Genomic DNA, 21,878 nt, shown 5'->3' on the forward strand with positions numbered 1-21,878 from the left:
CGGCTAGCGATCGCGTAAGCGCCGCAGGTCGCGGGCGAAACCGCCGGCGTCGGCTCCGAGCGGGCCGAAGAAGTCCCGGTCACATGCTTCCACGGCGGCAATGGCCCGGTTCACCAGCGTCACGCCCGCCTCGGCGGGGATCAGCGCCTTGGCGCGGCGATCGCTGGGATGATCACGGCGCTCGAGCAGTTTCTTGTGCTCGAGGGTGCGCAGGACCTGGGAGGTCATCATCGGATCGGTGGCCGCGTGATCGGCCAGGTCCCGCTGGGTGACCGGCTCGCCGGCGGCGGCATCGGCGAGCCAGGTGACCGCCGCCAGCAGTACGAACTGCACATGGGTGAGACCGAAGGGGGCCAGCGCCGCGCGCTGGGCGGCCTGCCAGCGATTGGTCACCTGCCACAGCAGCAGACCGGGGCTGTCGTCGGCGCGGGCGAATTCGGTGTGCAGCGCGTTCACGCGGCGGCCATCGCCCGCGAGATCAGCTCGAAGTCGTGCGCGCTGAGCTGGACGAGCCCACGCCGGAGCACCACACCCCAGTTGGGGACGCTGGTCAGCTCGAGTTCCCCGCGCAACATATCGATCGGCACCTCCCGGGCGCCGGTGTCGTAACTCACCGCGCGACGCCACGGCCGGAAGCAACCGCCCTGATCCTCGGCCTGCCAGACCGGGCGATCGTCGATCACGCCGAGCGCGGTGAACGCCTTGACCACCGCGCCCTCGCGCATCCCGGTGCGCGGCGAGTAGTAGACCAGGCCGTCACCGGGCCGCATCCGTTCGACCGGTGCGCGCTTACCGTGATTGGCCTGTGCCACACCGAATTCCACGGCGCGGCGGACGTGGTCGCGAGAGACCACCGCCAGCCAGTATCTGGTCGTTTCCACCGGATCGGGCATGAGCTGTCGCTGTGTCCGGTCTGTTCGGGTCGATCGCGTCATGAAAATAGTATGCGCGCTTACTACATTCCTCCGCAACCCCGCCGGGAACACCTCCGACCCGCACGATGTTGAATGAGCCGTGACTGGAACCGATCTGACCATGTACTCCACGACCTGGTGCGGCTACTGCCGCCGGCTCGAGAAGCAGCTCGACGAGGCGGGCATCACCTACACCAAGGTCGATATCGAGCAGGACCCCGCGGCGGCCGAATTCGTCGGCAGCGTCAACAACGGCAACCACGTGGTGCCGACCGTCAAGTACCGCGACGGATCCACCGCTACCAACCCCAGCCTGGTCCAGGTCAAGCAGGCCCTGGCGGCAATCGTCTGATCACTCCGCGCGACCGGCCGATGCACCGGCCGGTCGAATTCTCGAATCAGACTGCGGCAGCCCAGGATTCGACGATGGTACGGGCGATGGAGATCGAACCGGGCAGCAGCAGGCGGTGCCGGCCCGCATCGTCGGCGGTCGTCCCGGTGACCGATCCCCAGGCCCCCGCGGCCAGGGCAGCACGCACCTCGTCGCGGGTGAACCAGTGCGCCTCGGTGATCTCGCCGTCGGAGAAGACCAGCGGCTGCTCCGGATCGCCGATCGCGGCGAAACCGAGCATCAGCGAACGCGGCAGCGGCCACGGCTGGCTGCCCAGATAACGGATATCGCGGACGTCGAGGCCGACCTCCTCGTGCAACTCGCGCTGCACACACCGTTCCAGCGATTCCCCCGCCTCCACGAATCCGGCCAGGATCGAGAACATCCGCTCCGGCCAGGTGTGCTGCCGAGCCAGCAGCACCCGGTCGCCGCCGTCGTGCACGAGACAGATCACGGCCGGATCGATCCGCGGGAACTCCTCGTGCCCGGCCTCGTTGAAGCGCGACCAGCCGCCCTTGGCGGGTGTGGTCGCGGTGCCGTCGACGGCGCTGAACCCGGCGCGATCGTGCCAGTTCAACAGCGCCAGGGCACTGGTCAGCACACCGAGGGTGGCGTCGTCGAGTATCACCGGCCCCATACCGACAGCACGCAGATCCATCAGCTGCCCGTCGATGTCGTTATCGCGCACCGCCCAGATGTGATCGCCGTCGACGCCCAGGAAGACCGCCTCCGGGACCGGCTCGGCCGCCAGGGCGGTCGCCGCTTCCAGCACCACCGCGGCCCCGTCGATGCGAACCTGTCCGCGCCGGTTCATGCGCAGCAGACGTGCGGTGGCCCAACCCTGTTTCAACGCCTGCTCGTCCGAACGCAACTCCTCGGCGCGGTCGAGCCCGGAACGGGACAGCAGCGGAACTTCATTCAATTCGAAACCAGCCACCTGTCGAGACTATCCGCCGCAGGCGACGAGCTCGGAGGCGGCAGCGAACAGCCTGGCCGACCGCTACTTGTGCGCGCGGTGGATGTACAGCAGTTTGTCGCCGGTCTCGAGTGCGTCCACCTCGGGCTCGTCCGCGCGGATGAGACGGCCTTCGCGCACCACACCCAGCACGGTGTCCCGCAGATGACGCGGTGAACCGCCGACCTCGTCCGTCTCGACCTCTCGTTCGGCGACCGTGAACCCCACCTCTGGGGTCAGCAGGTCCTCGATCATGTCGACCACGCTCGGGGTGATGGTGGCGACCCCGAGCAGACGACCCGCCGTCTCCGAGGAGACCACGACCGAATCCGCACCGGACTGCCGCAGCAGGTGCGCGTTCTCCGACTCGCGGATCGAGGCGATGATCTTGCCCGTCTTGTTGAGTTCGCGGGCGGTGAGCGTGACCAGGACCGAGGTATCGTCACGATTGGCGGCGACCACCACCGCGGACGCGTGCTGAACTCCGGCCAGCCGCAACACATCCGAGCGCGTGGCCGACCCGGCCACCGTCACCAGCCCCGCATTCGAGGCGGCCTCGAGCGCCACCGGATCGATATCGACGACCACGATCTGCCCGGCGGGTACGCCGTCTCCGAGGATCGCGTCCACCGCGGTGCGGCCCTTGGTCCCGTATCCGACGACCACGGTGTGATTGCGCACCCTGTGCCTCCATCGCTGAATCTTGAACGCCTGCCGGGATCGATCGGTCAGAACCTGCAGGGTGGTGCCGACCAGCACGATCAGAAAGAGGATGCGCAGCGGCGTGATGACGATCGTATTGATCAGCCGCGCGTGCGCGGTATAGGGCGTGATGTCGCCGTAGCCCGTGGTCGACAGCGACACCGTCGAGTAGTACGCCGCGTCCAGCAGGGACAGCCGGGTGCCGCGATTGTCGTGATAACCGTCACGACCGAGATAGACCACCGCGGTCGCGATCACCAGCAGTCCGAATGCCAGAAACACCCGGCGCACCAGCGCCGACCAGGGGCTGGACTGCAATTCCGGGATACGCAGAATACCTACGAGCTTGTAATCGGGCCGGTCGTTCAGCCGCGGCACCCCAGGCGAGGGCTGCTCACCGAACATCGAATTCACCGTCCCCTCGCGTGCGCCACACGCACCGCAGCGTACCGCCCGAGGAGCCGCTCGACGGGATCGGCGCACAGATGGAACAGTGGTTCACATGAACGAGCAACCCCCGGCGCGGCCCGGCCGCCTGTATTTGCTGACGGCTCTGCTGTTCGGTGTGGGCACACTGCATTTCGTCATACCCGGACCGTTCGACTCGATCGTGCCCGGCGCCCTGCCCGGCAGGGCCCGCACCTACACCTATCTGTCCGGTGTCGCCGAGCTCCTGGTCGGCCTGGCCCTGACCCTGCCGCGCACCCGCCGCCTGGGCGGGCTGCTCGCCGCGGCGCTGTTCGTCGCGGTGTTCCCGGCCAACGTCAAGTTCACCGCGGACTCGCTGGGCAATCCGAAGACGCCGACGCTGGTCAAGATCGTCTCGGTGCTCCGCCTGCCCATGCAGATACCGATGGTGACCACGGCCCTGAAGATCAGCCGTACCGCCTGAACCCGCAGGCACACCCGGGCGGGCGGTTCACCCGATCGGATCGTCCTCGTCGGCGGTTCCGGCGAGCGGGGTCGCGGTGATGAGGGCGGCGAGTTCGTCCGGGCCCGGCAGGTCCGGCGGAGCGATGGTTCGGCCCGTGCGGACGTAATGGAATGCGGCGCTGGTCCTTTCGAGCATCTCCGATTCGAGGGCGCCGGTGCGGGCGGCCATCAGGCGGGCCCAGGCCAGGCGGTAGACCGCCAGCTGCATCGCCACCGACTGCTCCTGAGCGCGAGCCGGCTCCGCGCCGGTCTTCCAGTCCACCACCAGCCAGCGACCGCCGGGTTCCGGGAAAACCGCGTCCATCCGGCCCCGGATGAGTGTTCCCGCAACGGAAGTCTCGAAGGCCACCTCGACCTCGACCGGATTGCGGTTGGCCCACGACGAGGACAGGAACGCCTCCTGTAGCCGAGTGAGTTCGGCATCGGCTTCGTCCGGATCCTCCGCACCGGACAGCACGTCCAGGTCCAGCAGCTGACCCGCCCCGAACCACCGCTGCAACCAGGCGTGGAACGCGGTGCCGCGGCGCGCGAACGGGCTGGGCGGATACGGCAGCGGACGACGCAGCCGCGCGGCCAGTTTCGCCGGATCGGCGCGCAACTCGACCAGCGATGTGGCGGGCAGCTGTGCGGGCAGTTCCACCTCGCTGATCGGATCGGCGGCGGCGAAATGCTCGGCGAGCAGGGCATCAACGTCGGCGGACCAGCCTTCGGGATCGTCGTCGGGATCATCCATGCTGGCGAAATCCGCATCGCCGGTGTCGAATTCAGGCGATTCCGGCTCCTCCGGAAGGTCGTCCGGATCAGCGAAGAGGGCCAATTGCCACGCTGGACCTCCGGATTCGGGGACACTGTCATCATCGGCCGCAACCGCTGCCGATCCGGCACCGAGTCCACCCGCACCGTCATCGACAGCGGCCGAATTCCGGATACGAACCGGCCCCTTCCCGTAATCCGCCTGTCCGCCGGGCGATCCGACAACGCCGCCCCTCCCGCCGGTAGCGGAGTTACGCGAGCCCGCACCCGCCGGCGCGGCGATATCCGCGACAGTCTCCGCGGTGAACTCACTTTCGGGTGGCAGGTCCGCGAGCGCGGCGCGCACGAGCGTCGCTCCCGACTCCAGGGCGCTGCGGCGCTTACCGAGGGGGTCGCGGGGCCAGGTCGCGCTGGGCGGGTCGTCGGTGAACGGGTTGGCCGCGTCGGGGGGCGGCGCCTGGTCCCAGCGGTCGATGCGGACGGCGGTGGCCAGATCGGTACCGGGAACCTCGGTGGCGTGTTTCAGCTCGAGCAGGAAATCCGAGGGCCCCTTCGGAGTGGAACCGGTCTCGGCCCAGTGGTGTGCCGAAACGAACAGGGCGCGTTCGGTTCTGGTGAGCGCGACGTAGAACAGCCGGCGTTCCTCGTCGGTCCGGCGACGAGCCAGCGCGTCCTTGTGCTCCTTGATGGCCCGTTCCAGTTCTGCCCGGTCGTAGAGGCCGGACAGGTCCAGGACCGGCACGCCGTCGCGGGCGTCCTCGCGCTGCCGGTCACCGCGCAGCGAGGTGGGCAGTTCGGCGAGCGCGCCGAGCCAGGTTCCGGCCGCGGCGCCCGAGGGGAAGACGGAACGCACGACGTGCGGAACGGCCACCACCTCCCATTCCAGTCCCTTGGCGGCGTGCACGGTCAGCACCTGCACACGATCGCGGGCGACCTCGACTTCGCCGGGCTCCAAACCGTTCTCGACCTCCTCGGCCGCGGCGAGAAAGGTCAGCAGGCCGGTCAGGCTCGCCCGGTGATCGCCGGCATACCCCGCGACGACCTCGGCGAAGGCATCCAGATGTTCGCGCCCCGCACCGCCACCCGCCGCCGCGCGACGCGCCTGGGTCTCCACACCGACCCCGATGGTGCGCTCCACGTCGGCGACCAGTTCGGGCAGCGATTGGCCACCGCGCTCGCGCAGGGCGGCCAATTCCTGCCCCAGTGCCTCGATCCGCCGGTATCCGGAATCCGAATAGTGCTCCGGCGCACCGGGATCGGCGATCGCATCGGCCAGCCCGGCGCGTTCGGCGGGTTCGGGTGCGACGGTGTGCAACGCCTCGGCGAGGGCCGCGGCATCGGTGATCGCGGCGGCCTGTTCCGGCGGGCGGGTGATGGACAGGTCCCGGGCGCGACGTGCCAGCGCGGCCAGATCGGTGACTCCGATCCGCCAGCGGGCCCCGGTCAGAATGCGCATGGCCGCGCTCCCGGCCGCGGGGTCGGCGATCAGGCGCAACGTCGCGACCACATCGGCGACCTCGGGCGTGGCCAGCAATCCGCCCAGGCCGACGATCTCCACCGGTAATCCCCGCTCGCGCAACGCTTCCGCCAGTCCGGGCGCGTCGGCGTTGCGCCGCACCAGCACCGCCGAGGTCGGCGGCGCGGCGCCGACGTCGGCATGGGCCTCCCACTGCGCGGCGATCCGCTCGGCGATCCATTCCCGTTCGTCCGCAACGGTTTCGGTGAGCGCGAGGGCCACCGCACCGGGAACCGCGCCGGGTCTGGGCCGCAGCGCGTCGACGCTCACCCCGCCCTCGGTGTGCCGCAGCGGTTCGGCAACCAGATTCGCCAGGTCCAGCGCCTCGGGCGGATTGCGCCAGCTGGTCAGCAGCGGCAGGATCGGCGCGGGAACACCCGGAGCACTGGGGAAATCGGTCGCGAACCGCGGCAGATTCGCCGCCGACGCGCCACGCCAGCCGTAGATGGACTGCATCGGATCGCCCACCGCGGTCACGGCCAGCCGTCGCGTTACTTCGGATTCAGCCGAAATATTCTCAGCACCAACCACATTCATTTCGGACCCGGTCGGGGCACCGGCCGCATCGGGATCTCCGAACAGCGCGGCGAGCAGAATGCGCTGCGCGTGACCGGTGTCCTGGTACTCGTCGAGCAGGACGACACCGAGCCGGCCGCGCTCGGCCGCGCCGACCTCCGGATGTTCGGCTGCCAGGCGGGCCGCCAGTGACATTTGGGAACCGAAATCCAGTGCGCCCCTGCGACGTAACTCCTCGGCCAGGCGTCGCACCAGTGGCAGCAGGGCCACGCGTTCGGTCTGCACGGCGATGATGTTCTGCAGTTCCTGACTCGGCCCGCCGCGCTGACGCGGCCCCTTCGGCAGGGTGTAGACCAGCTTCTCCAGTTCGGTGTGCGCCTGCACGAGTTGCTCGGGTTCCACCAGATGTTCGGCCAGTTGTCCGGCGAGCGCGAGCACGGCCTCGGTGACCGAGACGGGGGTGCGCTGGGTTTCCAGATCGCCATCCCAGGTGGTGACCACCCGATGAGCAAGCTGCCACAGCTGCGTCTCGGTCAGCAATGTCGCGGACGGCTCCACCGGAAGCAGCAGTCCGTACTCGCCGAGCAGGCGTCCCGCATACGAGTGATAGGTGCTGATCTCCGGTTCCGACCCGGTCAGCAGGCCGCGCAGCCGCCCGGTCGGATCGATCTCGCGCAGCAGCGGTGATCCGGCCAGCCGCGCGAGCCGGGTGCGGATGCGCGTGGTCAACTGCTGCGCGGCCTTGCGGGTGAAGGTAAGGCCGAGAACAGCATCGGGGACCACCAGACCGTTGGCGACCATCCACACCACGCGAGCGGCCATGGTCTCGGTCTTACCGGCGCCCGCGCCCGCGACCACCAACGTCGGGCCGGGCGGCGCGGCGATCACCGCGGCCTGCTCGTCGGTCGGCGGCGGCAGCCCGAGCGCGTCGGCCAGCTGCCACGGCGTGATGCCGCGACGACCGGTCGGATCGCCGGGCCCGCTCACTCCTCGGTCACCTGGCGCCCCGAATCCTGAACCGGGCAGCTGCCCGCGACCGTACAGTGGCGGCAGCCGTCATTGCGGACGGCCAGATAGCCCGGACCGCGGGTGGCCGCGGCAGCATCGTGAATGGTGTTGCGCCACTGCTGAATCGACTCGTCGTCCAGTGCGGTCTGCAGTCGCTGTGCGGCCCCCTCCTTGGCACTGGGTTTGGCGACGTAGACCAGGCGCGCGCCGCCGGGCTGCGGATCCGCGCCGGTGTCGTCCAGTGCGCCCGCCGCGGCCGCCACCTGATAGGTCGCCAGCTGGGCATGGTCCTGGGCGGCCTGTTTGGAGATGGGCGTCTTCCCGGTCTTGACGTCGACGATCACGAAGCGCCCCAACGTATCCCGCTCCACCCGATCCACCCGGCCGCGGATGCGCACCGGATATTCGTCGGCGGTGCGAGCGGGCAGCACACAGTCCACGGGCACCTCCACCCCCAGCTGGGTCAGTTCGGCGCGGGTGTTGCGCAACCACTCCAGGAAGGTGTCCAGCATGCTCTCGGTACGGCGCAGATCCAGGCGGGAATGCCAGCTGTGCGGGCCGTCCTCGTCCGAACCGGGATCCACCGCCTTCCACGCGCGCACCAGTGCCGCCTTGACCTCGGCCTCGGTGACCTGCCCGGCCAGCGCCTGCACCAGGGTGTGCACCAGACTCCCCTTCACCGCATAGGGATTCTCCCCGTCGTTGCCGCCGTGCCGTTCCAGCGCCCAGCGCAGCGGGCAGGTCTTCAGCAGTTCCACCGTGGACGGGGACAATGCGACCGGGCCCTCGTCCTGACCCCACAGCGGCAGTTGGGAGCTGAGTTCGGCGGTGCCGTACCAGTCGTCGGGGTGCGCGCCGCGAACCCGTGCGCGGGCCAGCCGGGCGAGCTGACGCGCCGCACGGTCGCGACGTAGCGAGGTTTCTTCGGGATCGCATGCCACCGTGCGCAATTCGGCGATCAACGCCTGCATGACCAGGGCCCGTCCAGGATCCACCGGTGGCGGGATGCGGCCCGGCTCACCGGATGCGGCGTCGGCGTCGAGTTCGGCCAGGAAGCGCGACGGCACCAGATCGCGGTCGCCCGAGACGGATTCGACTGCCGTCACCAGCAGCGAGCGCCGCGCCCGGCTGCACGCGAGCAGCAGCAGCCGCCGCTCCTCGGCCAGAATGGGCGCGGACCGGCTGAGCTGCTCCCCCGGAAAGCCCACTCCGGCAAGCAGGTCCACCAGATCCTCGACGCCCAGCAGGGTTCCGCGTGGACGCAGATTCGGCCAGATCCCCTCCTGCACACCGGCGACGGCGACCACATCCCATTCCCGGCCCGCCGCGGTGTGCGCGCTGACGATCGCGACCGCGCCGCCGGGATCGGTGAGCGGCGCCGAATCCTGTGGAATCTCCTGCTGCTCCAGATATTCGACGAACCCCTCGACGGTCGCGCGGGGCAGTCGATCCACATAGCCCGCGGCGGCGTCGAACAATCCCACCGCGGCATCCAGATCGCGATCGGCCTGCAGCGCACCCGCACCGCCGCGCTCGGACTGCGCGACCCAGCGTCGCTCCAGACGCGAGGCCGTCCACAGCGCCCACAGCACATCCTCGAGCCCCGCGCCCCGCCGCAACGCCTTGTCCGCCCGCCGCACCGCGGCCAGCACCCGCCGCAGCGGCGCGGATTCCACCTCGGTCAGCCGTTCCGGTATCGACGCGTCGCCGGTCCCGACGATCAGATCACGCAGCACCTGCGCCGAGGACCGATCCAGCTCCGCGAACCGATCGGAATCCATGGTGGCGTCGTCTGACCGGCCGGATGCCTTTGCCGCGGAGGCGGATTCGGCGTCACCACCCGACTCGGCCGCCGTGCGCGCATGTTGTCCGGCCGCGTCGCCGGCTGTTGCTACGGCGGCAGAATTCGATTCACCCGGGATTTCGGAATCCGCCGGCTCGAGCGGCGGCCGATCGGCGGCCCACGGATCGGACGGGTCCTCGCGACGGGCGCGCTCGAGGATGGTGCGGCGCACACCGCGGCGCAGGCGGCGCAGGCTGATCTGATCGGCTCCGCCCAGGGGGCCGGTGAGCAGATCGAGGGCGTCGTCCTCGGTGAACAGGTCGGGGCGGTCCCGGGTCGCGGCGAGCAGGGCCCGCAAGGCCAGCAGCATCCAGCCGGCACCGCGTCGACGTGCCAGTGGCACATCCGGTTTCGGTTGCAGCACAGGGACTCCCGCGGCCAGCAGAGCACGCCGCAGCGGAGCGAGCGACAACGGCACCGACCGCACCACGACCGCCATCCGCGACCAGGGCACCCCGCCGGTCAGATGTGCGCGCCGCAGATGGTCGGCGATCAGCGCAGCCTCCTTCGCCGGAGTCGTCAGCACCCGCACCGCGAAATTCGCCTCCGCGTACTCAGCGGCCGTGAGGCCGGGCTGCGCGGTGCCGACCCCGGAACCCGTGGCGCCGGCGTGCCCGGCCTCCGAATCCTCGAAACCAGCCGCCTTCCCGGCACCGGCCCGCTGCCCGAATTCCGCGGTACCGAACGGCGTCTCGGAATCCGGTGCTCGTGCGGGCGCATCGGGGCGGCGGGCGGCCCGGCCCGGCATGCGGCTGCGGATGCGGGCTACCGCCTCATCGATAACCGGGGCGGCCCTGTGGTTGTCCTGCAACAGGATTCGACGCTCGTGCCGGGTCTCCAGATCGGTGAGGAACTGCGGATCCGCACCGCGGAACGTGTAGACGGCCTGGTCGGGATCTCCCGCGACGACGGTGGTCGCGCCGCCGCCTCCGATGACGCGAATCAATTGCGCCGCAAGCGGATCCAAATGCTGCGCGTCGTCCACGAGCAGGTGGTGGATGCGGCTGCGTTCGGCGTCGAGCAGGCGTGGTTCCATCGCGAGCGCGTCCAGGGCCGCGCCGACCAGCTCCGCGGCGTCGAGAGCGGGCGCACTCGCCTCCGGGGCCTCGATGCCGACCGACCAGCGCAGCAGCATGGCCTGCTCATATCGTTCGGCGAAACGTCCGGCGGCCTCCCATTCGGGCCGATCGTGCATGCGGCCCAGGTCGATCAGGTCCTCGGGGCCCAGGCCGCGTTCGGTGGCGCGCAACATCAGATCGCGCAGCTGCTCGGCGAAACCGAGGGTTCCCAGCGCCGGATGCAGACGCTGTGGCCACAGATCCATCGCACCGCCGTACGGGCCGCCGGGCCCGGCCTGGATGTCCTCCAGTTCGCCGCGCAGCATCTCGCGCAGGACGACGTCCTGTTCGGCGCCGGTCAGCAGCCGGGGCGGCGGATTGCCGTTCGCCTCGGCCTGCATGCGCACGATCGCGAAGGCGTAGGAGTGCACCGTGCGCACCAGCGGCTCGCGCGTCGCACCCGGCACACCGCCGACGATATCGTCGGCGCCGGCCGAAACCTGCCGGGTGACGGCGTTGCGCACCCGCAGCGCGGCCTGTTTCGAATGGGTCAGCAGCAGGATCGATTCCGGATCCGCACCCGCGGCGATCCGGTCGGCGGCGATATCGATCAGCAGCGAGGTCTTACCCGTGCCCGGCCCGCCCAGCACCTGCCAGGGCCGCCAGCCCGGATCCGCGCTCGTACCGCGCGCGAACAGCATCCGGACATCGGCGCCCCATTCCCGCGGGCGGGGGGCCGTCTCGCCACGGCGCACCAATCGCACCGGGCTATCCGATCGCATCACGACCGCTATTTCAACAGACGAGGCCGACAGGAATTATTTCGCCACAGCAAATCGCCAGGTCCAGGGCATGCGTATCCGTCCTGTGATCGACCTCCCGAGTTCCCGCGGACCCGTCCGCGACCCGAATTCGCCCAACCACCGCGCCCGCCGCTCGAGCCCCGGAAGAGCAGCGCGTATCCCGTCTCGCATACATTGCGCGCAGCCCACATTCCGGTATTCGAGAAGCCGACGACCGATCGCATCCCATGTTCGGCAATGCCGTCGAACCGTGATTCGCGCCGACCCCGGGAGCAATCATCCGGCGCGCCTCGGTCCCCGGTGAACCGAATCCGCGCCGAGGACGGCGCGAGATCGGGGCATCTCACCGCCCAAGTCGCCGCGGCGACCTTCGCGAGCGCGCTGGTCGAGCGTCGCACTTGTCGGTGCTACCGGACACAATGGGGCTGTGCTCATGCCGCAGATTCATCGCATCGGTATCGGCCGGCCGATACCCGTCCCGGTCGAGTCGGTGCTCGCGGTACCCGGGCCGGGGTGTTGTTGACGTGCCGACCACAGACGCACAGATCGAGCGGGTACGTGAGCTGGTCGCGACGATTCCGCCTGGTCGGGTGAGTACCTACGGCGATATCGCGGCCGCGGCCGGATTGTCCACGCCGCGCACGGTCGGGTGGATCATGCGCACCGACTCCGCCGACCTGCCCTGGCACCGGGTGCTGCGGGCCGACGGGTCACCCGCACCGCATCTGGCGCATCGGCAACTGGCCCGGCTCGCCCTGGAAGGCTGCCCGATCCGCGGAGACCGGGTGGATTTGACGTCCGCGCGACATCGATTCGAGGACTGAACGCCGCGCCCGAACACCGCGCGAACCGGACGAATCCACCCGTGAGACGAGGTGCGGAGGTTACCGTGGATTCATGTCCACCCGTTTGGCGTGCGTGGTGTTCGACGCGGCGCGACCGCGTCGGGTGGCCCGGTTCTGGGCCGAGTTGCTCGGGTGGGAGATAACCCTCGACCGGCCCGACCAAGTCGACGTGGCCGCATCCGATCCGGACGCTCCCGATATCGCGCTGAGCTTCCTGCCCGCGCGGACGCTCGGGGCCGGGAAGAACCGCATCCATCTCGACCTGGCCAGCCGGTCGCTGGATCATCAAGGCGTACAGGTGGACCGGGCCTTGTCCCTGGGCGCGCGGCGGGTCGATATCGGGCAGGGCGCGGTGCCCTGGGCGGTCCTGGCCGACCCCGAGGACAACGAATTCTGTGTGCTGGAACCGCGCGAGGAGTACGTCGACACCGGCGCGATCGCCGCCATCGTCGTCGACACCAGGGATCCGTCGCGGCTGGCCGCATTCTGGTCGACCGCCTCCGGTTGGCCGATCACCCACGAGCACAACCGCTACACGGGTATCCGCTCGGCCACCGCACAGGGCCCCTGGCTGGAGTTCCTGCGCGCACAAGATGATCCGAAGGATCCGGGCCACCTGCACCTCGACCTGGTCCCCTTCCCCGCCGACGACCCGGCCCGCGAGATCGAGCGATTGTGCGCCGCCGGTGCGCGCACCTCCCGCCCCGCCGACTCCCCCACCGCGCCGATCACCCTGGCCGATCCGGAAACCTACGAGTTCCGCCTCCTGCGTCCGCACCGGGACTGAACAACCACCACCAGCACGCACACCCTTCGGAACGCACACACCGCCAACCCCACACCCCACGGCACTCCCTGGCCGACCCGGAAACCCACGAGATCCGCCTCCTGCGTCCCCACCGGGACTGAACAACCACCACCAGCACGCACCCCCTTCCGAACACACGCACCGGCCGCCCGCGGCCCCTCTTCTCGACGGGTGAGGCCTCGCTGTGACGTAGCCGTGTCGGCCGGACGAACTACGATCGGCGCATGAACTACCGCGCGGGTGAACGATCGTGACCACTGTGGACGCGATCGTGCTGGCCGGGGGCCGGGCCAGTCGGTTGGGCGGGGTGGACAAGCCGGCGATCGTCGTCGGCGGGCAGTCCATGCTGGAGGCCGCCATCGGTGCGGTGGCCGCATGTGTGCGCACGGTGGTGGTAGGGCCGCATCGCCCCGATCTGGGGCCGGGTATCCGGCAGGTGCAGGAGGTACCGGCCGGATCAGGTCCGGTTGCCGCCATATCGACAGGGCTGAAAGCGTTGGCGGACTGCGACTTTCCCGCCGATCTGGTGGTGGTGCTGGCCGCGGATATGCCGTTCCTGACCGCCGCGGCCATCGATGCGCTGATATCCCGCGCCGTCGAATCCGGGGCCGATGCGGTATTCGCCGCGGACGAGTCCGGACGTCCGCAATATCTGATCGGGATGTGGCGGCGCATCGCGCTGCAAGCCGCAATCGAGCGGCTCGACGCACCGGTCAATCAGCCGATGAAGGCATTGATTCCCGAACACGCCGTGCTGGTACCGCTGCCGGACGTCGCCGACTGCGACACCCCGGACGATATCGCCCGAGCCCGCGCGCTGGCCGCACCACTCTCACTCGATCAGGCACGAAGTATCGTGCGCCACAAGCTGTCCCAGCTTCCGACTCGACGCGTAACGCTGCGCAGGGCCGCGGGCGCGGTGCTGGCCGAACCGCTGACCGCGGCCGAGGCGCTGCCGCGATTCGATGTCTCGGCGATGGACGGCTACGCCGTGTGCGGACCCGGGCCGTGGCGGGTGCGGCGCGATATCGGATTCGCCGGAGGGGAACGTCCCGCGGGACTGCGCGCCGGGGAGGCTGTCCGTATCGCCACCGGCGCACATATCCCCGAGGGCACCGAGGCAGTGGTGCGCGACGAATTCGCCCGGTCCGATACCGACGGATTACATCGCTTGCCGGACACGCCGATTCGCGACGACATCCGCCGACGCGGCGAGGATTGGCAGCCCGGCGACATACTCGCTCCCGCGGGCACGCCGGTATCGGCGGCACTGCTGTCGGTCGCCGCGGCGGCCGAGGTGCCCGAGGGGCTGGTACACGGACCCGTGCACGCGCGAATCGTCATGACGGGCGACGAGATTCGCAGCGAGGGTCCGCTGCACACCGGGCAGACCCGCGACTCGATCGGCCCCGTCCTGCCGGAACTGTTGTCCTGGTGCGGAATTCAGCCGCTGGACCGAGTGCACCTGCGCGATACCGCGAACGGTTTCGACGAGGTCCTGGCTCAGGCCGTCGACTGCGAACTACTGGTGATCGTCGGCGCCACCGGCGGCGGCGCGGCCGATCAGTTGCGCGCCGCTCTGGATCGCACCGGAGCCCAGCTGCCCGTGCACCGATTGCGACTACGGCCGGGCGGATCCACGGTCGTGGCCGAAACACCCAGCGGGACAGCGGTTCTGGGGCTCCCTGGCAATCCGTTCGCGGCAGTCGCGACGCTGCTCGCGCTGGCCCCCGCGATCATCGAGGGTCTCACCGGACGCCCGGCCCGTCGCGCGATCACCGGACCGCTGCGCAACGCCGCCGATATCTCCGGCCCCGTCCCGCGCATCGTGCCCGCCCGCGCCGCGCCCGAGGGCGGCTGGATCGGCGATCCGGGCATCCGCACCGCCCACCTGGCGGGCCTGCTCGATCGCGACGGCCTGGTGATCGTCCCTGTCCACGCCGAGAACGGCACTCCGGTCGAATTCCTCCCCCTACCGATATGAGAGTGATCATTTCGACATAGCCCTGCTACCTCGAGAACCATCACCCGGATCCGAGCACTGCGGTGGGGAATGGGCGGGGGCCGGTTTCGGGTTGGCATCGAGTGAACTCGTCAGGAGGCGCGAATGAAGGTCCGGTTCGGGGTGGCCGCGGGTGTGGGGAGCGATCCAGTGCGGTTCGCGGGGTTCGTGGACCGGTTGGAGGAGGCCGGGGTGGACTCGCTGTGGCTGCCGGAACTCGTGTACTCGAAAGCCGTGGATCCGACGGTGGGGATGGCCTTCGCCCTCTCCCGGACGAGTCGGCTGAAGGTTGGGACCTCGGTGGCCATTCTGCCGGGGCGACATCCGGTTCTGGTGGCCAAACAGCTCGCCACGCTGGCAGCGCTCGCCCCCAAACGGGTGTTGCCGGTGTTCGGGCTGCGTCCGGCGCAACCTGCCGAACACGAGCTGTTTCCGGTGCCGCAGGGCAAGCGGGCGGCGGTATTCGACGAATCGCTGCGACTGCTGCGCGAGGTGCTGGACAAGGAGCGGGTGGACTTCGCGGGCGAGTTCTTCACACTCGACGGCGCGGGGCTCGAGACGCGCCCGGACCGGCCGCTGGACATCTGGCTCGGCGGTTCGGCCCCCGCGGGTTTGCGCCGTGTTGGCCGCCTGGCCGACGGCTGGCTCGGCAGCTTCCTGACCCCGGCCGAGGCCGGACGCGCCCGAGAGACCATCCGAACCGCCGCCGCACAGGCCGGGCGCGAGATCGAGGACGACCACTACGGCATCACCCTGTTTCTCGCCGAGGACGGCATCGCCCCCGAACGGGCCGCGCTGATCCGCAGCCGCCGCCCGGATATCGACCCGAGCGAGCTCATCGCGAACGGCTGGCCTGGTCTACACCGCCTGATCGACGGGTATCTGACGGCGGGGCTGAGCAAATTCGTCATCAGCACGACCGGCGATCGTCCCTACGAGGAGTTCATCGATCGATTCGTGGCCGAGTTGCTGCCGCGGCAGAACTGACCGTCCCCGCGTGGACGCTCGCATATGTTTGTGCGTGTCCGGACCATGTGCATGCGCGCCGCAGGCCGCTGTACTGGATACATGACGACGACAGCACCTGCCACCTCATCGACCTTCGGCGCGATTTCCCTTGCGGCAGCGACGATTACGACCGGCCTGCTGGCCGGAGTGTTCTACGCCTACGCGTGCTCGGTGATGCTCGCGCTGCACCAGCTCGACGACCGGACCTTCGTGGATGTGATGAACCGGATCAACACCGTCATCGTCAATCCGGTGTTCATGCTGAGCTTCCTCGGCTCGGTGGCCTGCACGGCCCTGGCGGCGATCCTGCATCTGCGCGGCGACCAGCGCACCGTGCTGTGGTGGATTCTGGGCGCGGTGGTGTTGAACGTGCTGAGCTTCCTGATCACCTCCGGCGGCAACATACCGCTGAACAACCGTCTGGCCGACGTACACACCGGCGACTTCGCCACGCTGCGAGCGCAATTCGAGACTCCGTGGGTGCGCTTGAACATCCTGCGCGCCCTCGCCAACACCGGCGCGCTGGGCGCACTGGCCTGGGCGATGCAGCTGCGGCGGGGCTGAGTCAGAGATGGATCTCGCGGCGGACGACCTTTCCGGTCGCGTTGCGCGGCAACAGTTCCGCCGTGATCACCCAGCGGGACGGCACCTTGAAGTAGGCCAGGCGCTCGGCGGCGAAGGCACGCAGCTGCTCGTGCGTCACCGCATCGGTCTCGGCGACGACCACCACCGCGGCCACCTCCTGTCCGAGGTCCTCGTGCGGAACGCCGAGCACCGCCGACTCCACCACTGCCGGATGTTCGTCCAGGACGTTCTCGATCTCGATGGGGTACACGTTCTCACCGCCGCGCAGGATGAGATCGCTGCGGCGACCCGACAGATGCAGGCGCCCCTCGGCGAGGGTGCCGAAATCTCCTGTACGCAACCATCGTTCAGCATCGATAGCCGCGGCGGTGGCGGTCTCGTCGTGCCAATAGCCGAGCATCACATACGGGCTGCGCACGCAGATCTCGCCTTCCTCGCCGTCGGGAACGGCCCTGCCCGCGGGATCGCGAATCTCCACCTCGACGCCGAGGATCGGCCGCCCCACCGTCTCCGGATACGCGGCCAGCTCGGCCGGCGTGGCAACCGTTGCGGCCGTTCCACTTTCGGTGAGTCCGTAACTGGTCGTCAAAGCGACCTCCGCGACCGGGAGGCGTTCGCGCAGCCGCTGATGGAACGCCGGCGAGGAGGGTGCGGCGTTGAGCGAGAACGCCGCGAGCGAGGACAGATCGAAACCGCTCAGATCGTGTTCGAGGATGCGCGCGGCCATGGTCGGCACCGCACCCCAGTTGCTGACCCGTTCACGTTCGATCAACCGCAGCACCCGATCCACCTCGAACGAGCCCTGATGCATCACCACGGCAGCGCCGGTCATCAGTCGCGGGACGACCAGATTGTGCAGGCTGGCGATATGGAACAGCGGCGAGGTGAGCAGGAAGCGTTTATCGCTGGGCTCGGTGAACTCCCGTCCGCGCATCGCGGCCACCATGGCATCGGTGAATCGGTGATAATCACTCACCGCCAGCAGGTTTCGATGCGAATGCACAACTCCCTTGGGCCGTCCGCTGGTACCGCTGGTGTAGAGCACGACCGCCGGATCGTCCTCGGCGACCGGTGTGCGGGGATTGTCCCCCATATGCTCCGCGATCAGGTCGGGCACGTCGCGCTCCATGCTCAGCACCGGCCCGTCGAACCCCGAATCACTCAGCAGGGCGACTCTTTTCGCATCCGCCACGACGACCTTCGGCGCGGTGTGCTCGAGTCCGTACGCGATCTCGCGCGGCGCCCACCAGGCGTTGTAGCCGACCGCGATCGCACCCAGGCACTGCGCCGCCCAGAACGTCACGACCCATTCGGGGGTATTCGCGGCCAGGATCGCGACCCGATCGCCCTTGCCCACGCCGTACCGCCGCGCCAGCGCACCGGCCAGAGCGCCCGCGGCAGCGGCGTGTTCGGCGAAGGACAGCCGCCGGTCCGCGGTCACCAGATAGTCGCGAGCACCCCACGCCGCCGAGGCGTCGAGCAGTTCGGACAGTGCGCCGCGGCGATTCCGCAGCACCGTCAGGGGCGCTCCGAGCACCTCTTCGACGGTCGTCTCGAACGCACCGCCCGGCCCGGTGAGGGCGGCGGTGATCTGCGCGGCGGCGGCGCGGGGGTCGGCGGATGCGGTCATGGGCTCCCTGTCTTTCACGGAATCGGCACGGCCTGTCACGGAATCAGCACTGCACGGCCGCGGATCTCGCCGCGATCGAGACGTTCGAACGCGGTGCGGCCCTCCTCCAGCGCGAAGCGCTCCACCTCGACCCGTACCCTGCCCTGTTGCGCCAGCGCGACCGAGGCATACAGGTCACTCCTGGTGCCCGCGTAGGATTTTCGCACCGTCGCACCCCAGGGCAGACCCGGGCCTCCGGCGGGCCCGGCATCGATGCCGGGCACTCCGCCGCCCAGACCCACCATCCGGTACGCGCCGTCCGGGGCCACCACCTGCACGGCCAGCGCCGCCGTCGCATCGGTTGCCGACGAAGTCGAACACCGCCTCGGCGCCGCGTCCCGCGGTGCGTTCGAGAATCTGCGCGGCGGCGTCTTCGCCGGCCAGAATGCCGAGCGCGGCACCGCAATCCGCGGCCAGATCCAGTTTCTCCGGGGCGATGTCGACGGCGATGACGCGGGCCGCGGTGATCGCCGTGAGAATCTGCACGGCCACATGCCCGAGCCCGCCGATACCGATGGCCACGGCGGTGGCCCCCGGCTGCAATTGATCCATCGCACCGCGGATCGCGTGATAGGGGGTCAGGGCGGCGTCGGCCAGCGGTGCGGCTTCGGCGAAATCCAGCTCGTCACCGATGGGGACGAACGAATTCGCCGGTATCGCAACATATTCCGCCATTCCACCGGCCGGGCCCAGACCCGGGCAGGGCGGCATCGCGGTGCGGCCCGCGGCCAGGCAGACATTCTCCCTACCCCGCGCACACTCCCGGCACACCCCGCACGACCAGCACAGGTAGACGATTCCCCGGTCGCCGACGGCTGGCCCGTCGACCTCGGAACCGACCGCCTCGATGGTGCCCGCGATCTCGTGCCCCATGGTCAGCGGATCCTCGCGCAGCGCGAACGGCAGGCTGAGCACATACGAATCCGAATGGCAGATACCGGCCGCGCCGACTCGCAGCAGCACCTCGCCCGGACCGATCTCGGGAACCGGGATCTCCCGCAGTTCCAGCGTGCCCGGTCCGGTCAGTTGCAGCGCACGCATCATCCGGCTCCGTTCACCGCCAAGGGCAGTTCATCGTGTCCAACTCGTCCTCCCGCTCGGCCACGCGTGAGTGAGGCACACGCTAACACTCACCGGCGTCGCCACCGCCCGACCCGCGGTCGCGTTCCCGCTGAGCGGGACGGTTCGGCGAACAGACCACTGGCACGGCGAGCGAATCGCACAGCACGTCACAGGACCCCGGCAGCGGGTATCCCAGCGCTATTTCGCCGGAAGGGTGCGCGCGTATTCGACGCCGCGATCGATCCATCGCTGCAGGTCGGCGTCGTCGTGGACGATATTCGTCTCCACCCGCAGCCAGTTCTTCATCTCCCGGCCGCCCATGATCATCGGCGCCACGCCCGCACCGTCGATGAGCGAAGCCGCCTGATCGGGATCGACCCGCACCATCAGCCCGCCCCGGCCACTGGCCACCACCGCCATATTGCCGCCGATCAAGAAGGCCAGACCGCCGAACATCTTCTTCTCGGCCGCCTCCGGCAGCGCGGGGCCGAGCAGATCCCGAATCCGGTCGGCCAACTCCTCGTCGTACGCCATACCGCATTGTGGCACCGGCCACCGACAGATTCCGGGAAAGCGCTCAGGGCAGTGCGGCCCACTCCCGCAGGCGGGTGACCAGCGCTGCTTGCATGAGCGCGCGGGACTGGTCGGTCAGGTAGACCAGGGGTGGGTCGACGAAGCCCGGACAGCCCTCGAAATCGGCGATCGTGCCGGGGAGGGCGTGATTGAGAATCGCGCGAACATCGCCGGTCTCGGTGCGGGCGCGCAGGGCGGGAAGGTCGATCAGTTCCAGGGGTGCGGTGCAGACGAGCACGGTGCCGGGAGCGAGTGCGGCGATCCGGGCAGCATCGATAACGCCGCGCGTTCGGTCGGTCAGCGCCAGGTTGACGGAGACGAAATCGGCCTCGCACAGTAGAGCGTCGAGATCTTGGTATCGAAATCCACTGTCGTCCTTGCGGTGTCGTGACCAGTACCGAACCTCCGCACCGAGCCCCGCGGCCATCTCGGCCACCCGGCGGCCGATGGTGCCGAGCCCGACCACCGCGACTCGGCTGCCGCGAAACTGCTTGGCGGGGAACGCGAGTGGGAAGAAATTCCCCTCCCGCCGGAACGCGCGGCCCGCTGCCAGACCACTGGCCTGCTCGAGCAGCACCGCGAGGACGAACTGCGCCACCGGCTCGGTCATGTAGTCCGGCAGGGTGGCCACGGCGATACCGCGCTCACGGGCGTAGTCCACATCCACGGCATCGAATGCGGTCGAGGCGACCTGTAGATACCGCAACCTCGGCGCGGCATCGATGGCGATGCGGCCGAAGGGGATCGCGAACGCGAGGACGGCCGCGTCGGCATCGGCGAGTTCCGGGCCCGGATCGGTCCCGCGGGCGACGGTGACGAGGGTGTCGGCCAGTTCGTCCAGGATCGCGCGATGCGGCGGGTCCAGCACCGCTTCCACGCCACCGACGACCACCAGCTTGCGGAAGGTCACCGCCGCACTCTACCGAACGCTCAAACCCCCAGCGCGGCGGCGAACACCGGCCAGGAATGGTGCAGGTCGTCCTGCCAGTACGGCCAGGAGTGGGTCCCGGCGTGGAATACCTCCGTGGCCGGAATACCCAGCGCCGCAAGACGACCGGTGAGCGCGCGGGTACAGCCGTTCACGACGTTCTCCATCGCGCCCCCGATCGAGAGGCGGTTGGCGAGGGTGAGCGGATTGCCGCCGATGGACGGGTCGGCCAAGGTGTCGTGCACACCCGCACTGCCGTTGCCGGAGGAGATGTACAGCGCCACTCCTCGCAACCGGGCGGCATTCACCACCGGATCATGCGCCGACCAGGCGGCATTCGTCGGTCCGCCCCACATGTTCGCGGCATTGGCGCCGAACGTCGCCAGCTGCGAGTACACCAACGCTCGCGAGGCCGGATCGCTCGTGCTCGGGCATCCGCTGTAGACGCCGGCGGCCTGGTACATCCCGGGAGCCTCGATCGCCAGATCCAATGCCGAGGTCCCCGACATCGACACTCCCGCAACGGCATTGCGACCGGTGGCGTGGAAACGCGCGTTCAGCAGCGGCGGCAGTTCGCGGATCAGGAAGGTGGACCATTCGTTGCGGCCCAGCGCGGGATCGTCCGAGGTCCAATCGGTGTAGTAACTGGCCCGGCCACCGATCGGCACGACCACGTTGACCGGCTTGTCGGCGAAGAACCGCGCGGCATCGGTGCGCACGTTCCAGGGGCCGCCGTCCTCACCCCCGTCGACGGCATTGAGCAGGTACAGCGTGGGCGCCGGCCGATCGGGGTGCGACACCCACAGGGTGATCGGCCGCTTCATCGCCGCGGAGTACACGACCACCTGGTACTGCTGGCCGCCCAGCGGCCGTACGTCGAGAATTCCGGGCACCCTGCCGGTATCGGCCGCCGCGACGATCGGAACGAACGTGGCGATCACGGCAAACAGGACGAAAAGGCAACGCAGAAGCCGGTGCATCATTGGAGTATGCCTCGAGCGAGCGT

Annotated in this window: 17 protein-coding genes and 1 pseudogene; 7 read left to right on the forward strand and 11 right to left on the reverse strand. The window is 69.4% G+C overall.

Going from position 1 to position 21,878, the window contains the following annotated elements; all coding sequences use genetic code 11:
- Positions 1–3 precede the first annotated feature (3 nt).
- Together NV1_RS26855 and NV1_RS26860 are read right to left on the reverse strand one after the other, a co-directional pair.
- Complete coding sequence (locus NV1_RS26855) at positions 4–456, reverse strand: MarR family winged helix-turn-helix transcriptional regulator (RefSeq protein WP_067897140.1); 453 nt, start codon at positions 454–456, stop codon at positions 4–6.
- Positions 453–935: an EVE domain-containing protein gene (locus NV1_RS26860; protein ID WP_245713942.1), complete on the reverse strand. Its 483-nt coding sequence runs from the start codon at positions 933–935 to the stop codon at positions 453–455. The genes NV1_RS26855 and NV1_RS26860 overlap by 4 nt, the downstream gene beginning before the upstream one ends.
- Positions 936–1,014: 79 nt before the next feature.
- Here NV1_RS26860 and NV1_RS26865 point away from each other — a divergent pair, with 79 nt between their 5' ends.
- Complete coding sequence (locus NV1_RS26865; protein WP_067897144.1) at positions 1,015–1,266, forward strand: mycoredoxin; 252 nt, start codon at positions 1,015–1,017, stop codon at positions 1,264–1,266.
- Between the two features lie 46 nt (positions 1,267–1,312).
- On the opposite strand, the gene nudC is transcribed toward NV1_RS26865, so the two are convergent.
- Together nudC and NV1_RS26875 are read right to left on the reverse strand one after the other, a co-directional pair.
- Positions 1,313–2,242, reverse strand: coding sequence for an NAD(+) diphosphatase (nudC, locus tag NV1_RS26870; RefSeq protein WP_067897147.1), 930 nt, complete (start codon positions 2,240–2,242; stop codon positions 1,313–1,315).
- A gap of 63 nt (positions 2,243–2,305) precedes the next feature.
- Positions 2,306–3,367: a potassium channel family protein gene (locus tag NV1_RS26875; RefSeq protein ID WP_067897190.1), complete on the reverse strand. Its 1,062-nt coding sequence runs from the start codon at positions 3,365–3,367 to the stop codon at positions 2,306–2,308.
- A 97-nt stretch (positions 3,368–3,464) separates the two neighbouring features.
- Between NV1_RS26875 and NV1_RS26880 the strand changes: the two genes are divergently transcribed.
- The gene (locus NV1_RS26880; protein ID WP_067897149.1) at positions 3,465–3,854 is read left to right on the forward strand and encodes a DoxX family protein; all 390 of its coding nucleotides are present in this window, start codon (positions 3,465–3,467) and stop codon (positions 3,852–3,854) included.
- Positions 3,855–3,881: 27 nt separating this feature from the next.
- Here the strand turns inward: NV1_RS26880 and NV1_RS26885 are convergent, their stop codons facing one another.
- Complete coding sequence (locus NV1_RS26885) at positions 3,882–7,667, reverse strand: ATP-dependent helicase (RefSeq protein ID WP_067897152.1); 3,786 nt, start codon at positions 7,665–7,667, stop codon at positions 3,882–3,884.
- Positions 7,664–11,371 (reverse strand): ATP-dependent helicase, encoded by a 3,708-nt coding sequence (locus NV1_RS26890; protein WP_067897155.1) that lies wholly within the window; start codon positions 11,369–11,371, stop codon positions 7,664–7,666. The genes NV1_RS26885 and NV1_RS26890 overlap by 4 nt, the downstream gene beginning before the upstream one ends.
- Before the next feature lie 545 nt (positions 11,372–11,916).
- Between NV1_RS26890 and NV1_RS26895 the strand changes: the two genes are divergently transcribed.
- The 5 genes from NV1_RS26895 to NV1_RS26915 all read left to right on the forward strand — a co-directional run bounded on the left by NV1_RS26895 (position 11,917) and on the right by NV1_RS26915 (position 16,619).
- Positions 11,917–12,216: an MGMT family protein gene (locus tag NV1_RS26895; protein ID WP_067897158.1), complete on the forward strand. Its 300-nt coding sequence runs from the start codon at positions 11,917–11,919 to the stop codon at positions 12,214–12,216.
- Positions 12,217–12,289: 73 nt separating this feature from the next.
- Entirely contained in the window at positions 12,290–13,024 is a 735-nt protein-coding gene (locus NV1_RS26900) for a VOC family protein (protein ID WP_067897160.1), read from the forward strand.
- 271 nt (positions 13,025–13,295) lie between these two features.
- Entirely contained in the window at positions 13,296–15,029 is a 1,734-nt protein-coding gene (locus tag NV1_RS26905) for an NTP transferase domain-containing protein (RefSeq protein WP_067897162.1), read from the forward strand.
- Positions 15,030–15,152: 123 nt separating this feature from the next.
- Entirely contained in the window at positions 15,153–16,034 is an 882-nt protein-coding gene (locus NV1_RS26910; protein WP_067897164.1) for a TIGR03854 family LLM class F420-dependent oxidoreductase, read from the forward strand.
- An 81-nt stretch (positions 16,035–16,115) separates the two neighbouring features.
- Entirely contained in the window at positions 16,116–16,619 is a 504-nt protein-coding gene (locus NV1_RS26915) for an anthrone oxygenase family protein (protein WP_067897165.1), read from the forward strand.
- 1 nt (position 16,620) lies between these two features.
- On the opposite strand, the gene casG is transcribed toward NV1_RS26915, so the two are convergent.
- From casG to NV1_RS26940, 5 genes and pseudogenes are all read right to left on the reverse strand, one after another.
- The gene (gene casG / locus NV1_RS26920; RefSeq protein WP_067897168.1) at positions 16,621–18,270 is read right to left on the reverse strand and encodes a steroid-24-oyl-CoA synthetase; all 1,650 of its coding nucleotides are present in this window, start codon (positions 18,268–18,270) and stop codon (positions 16,621–16,623) included.
- A gap of 35 nt (positions 18,271–18,305) precedes the next feature.
- Positions 18,306–19,350 (reverse strand): annotated as a pseudogene (locus NV1_RS26925) (NAD(P)-dependent alcohol dehydrogenase).
- Between the two features lie 219 nt (positions 19,351–19,569).
- Entirely contained in the window at positions 19,570–19,905 is a 336-nt protein-coding gene (locus NV1_RS26930) for a TfoX/Sxy family protein (RefSeq protein WP_067897171.1), read from the reverse strand.
- A 43-nt stretch (positions 19,906–19,948) separates the two neighbouring features.
- A complete protein-coding gene (locus NV1_RS26935) occupies positions 19,949–20,854 on the reverse strand; it encodes a 2-hydroxyacid dehydrogenase (protein WP_067897173.1) in 906 nt (301 codons plus the stop codon).
- Positions 20,855–20,874: 20 nt separating this feature from the next.
- A complete protein-coding gene (locus tag NV1_RS26940) occupies positions 20,875–21,852 on the reverse strand; it encodes an alpha/beta hydrolase (protein ID WP_067897193.1) in 978 nt (325 codons plus the stop codon).
- Between the last annotated feature and the right edge of the window lie 26 nt (positions 21,853–21,878).

Origin of the sequence: Nocardia vaccinii NBRC 15922, assembly GCF_001613305.1 — a bacterium.
Lineage (GTDB): Bacteria > Actinomycetota > Actinomycetes > Mycobacteriales > Mycobacteriaceae > Nocardia > Nocardia vaccinii.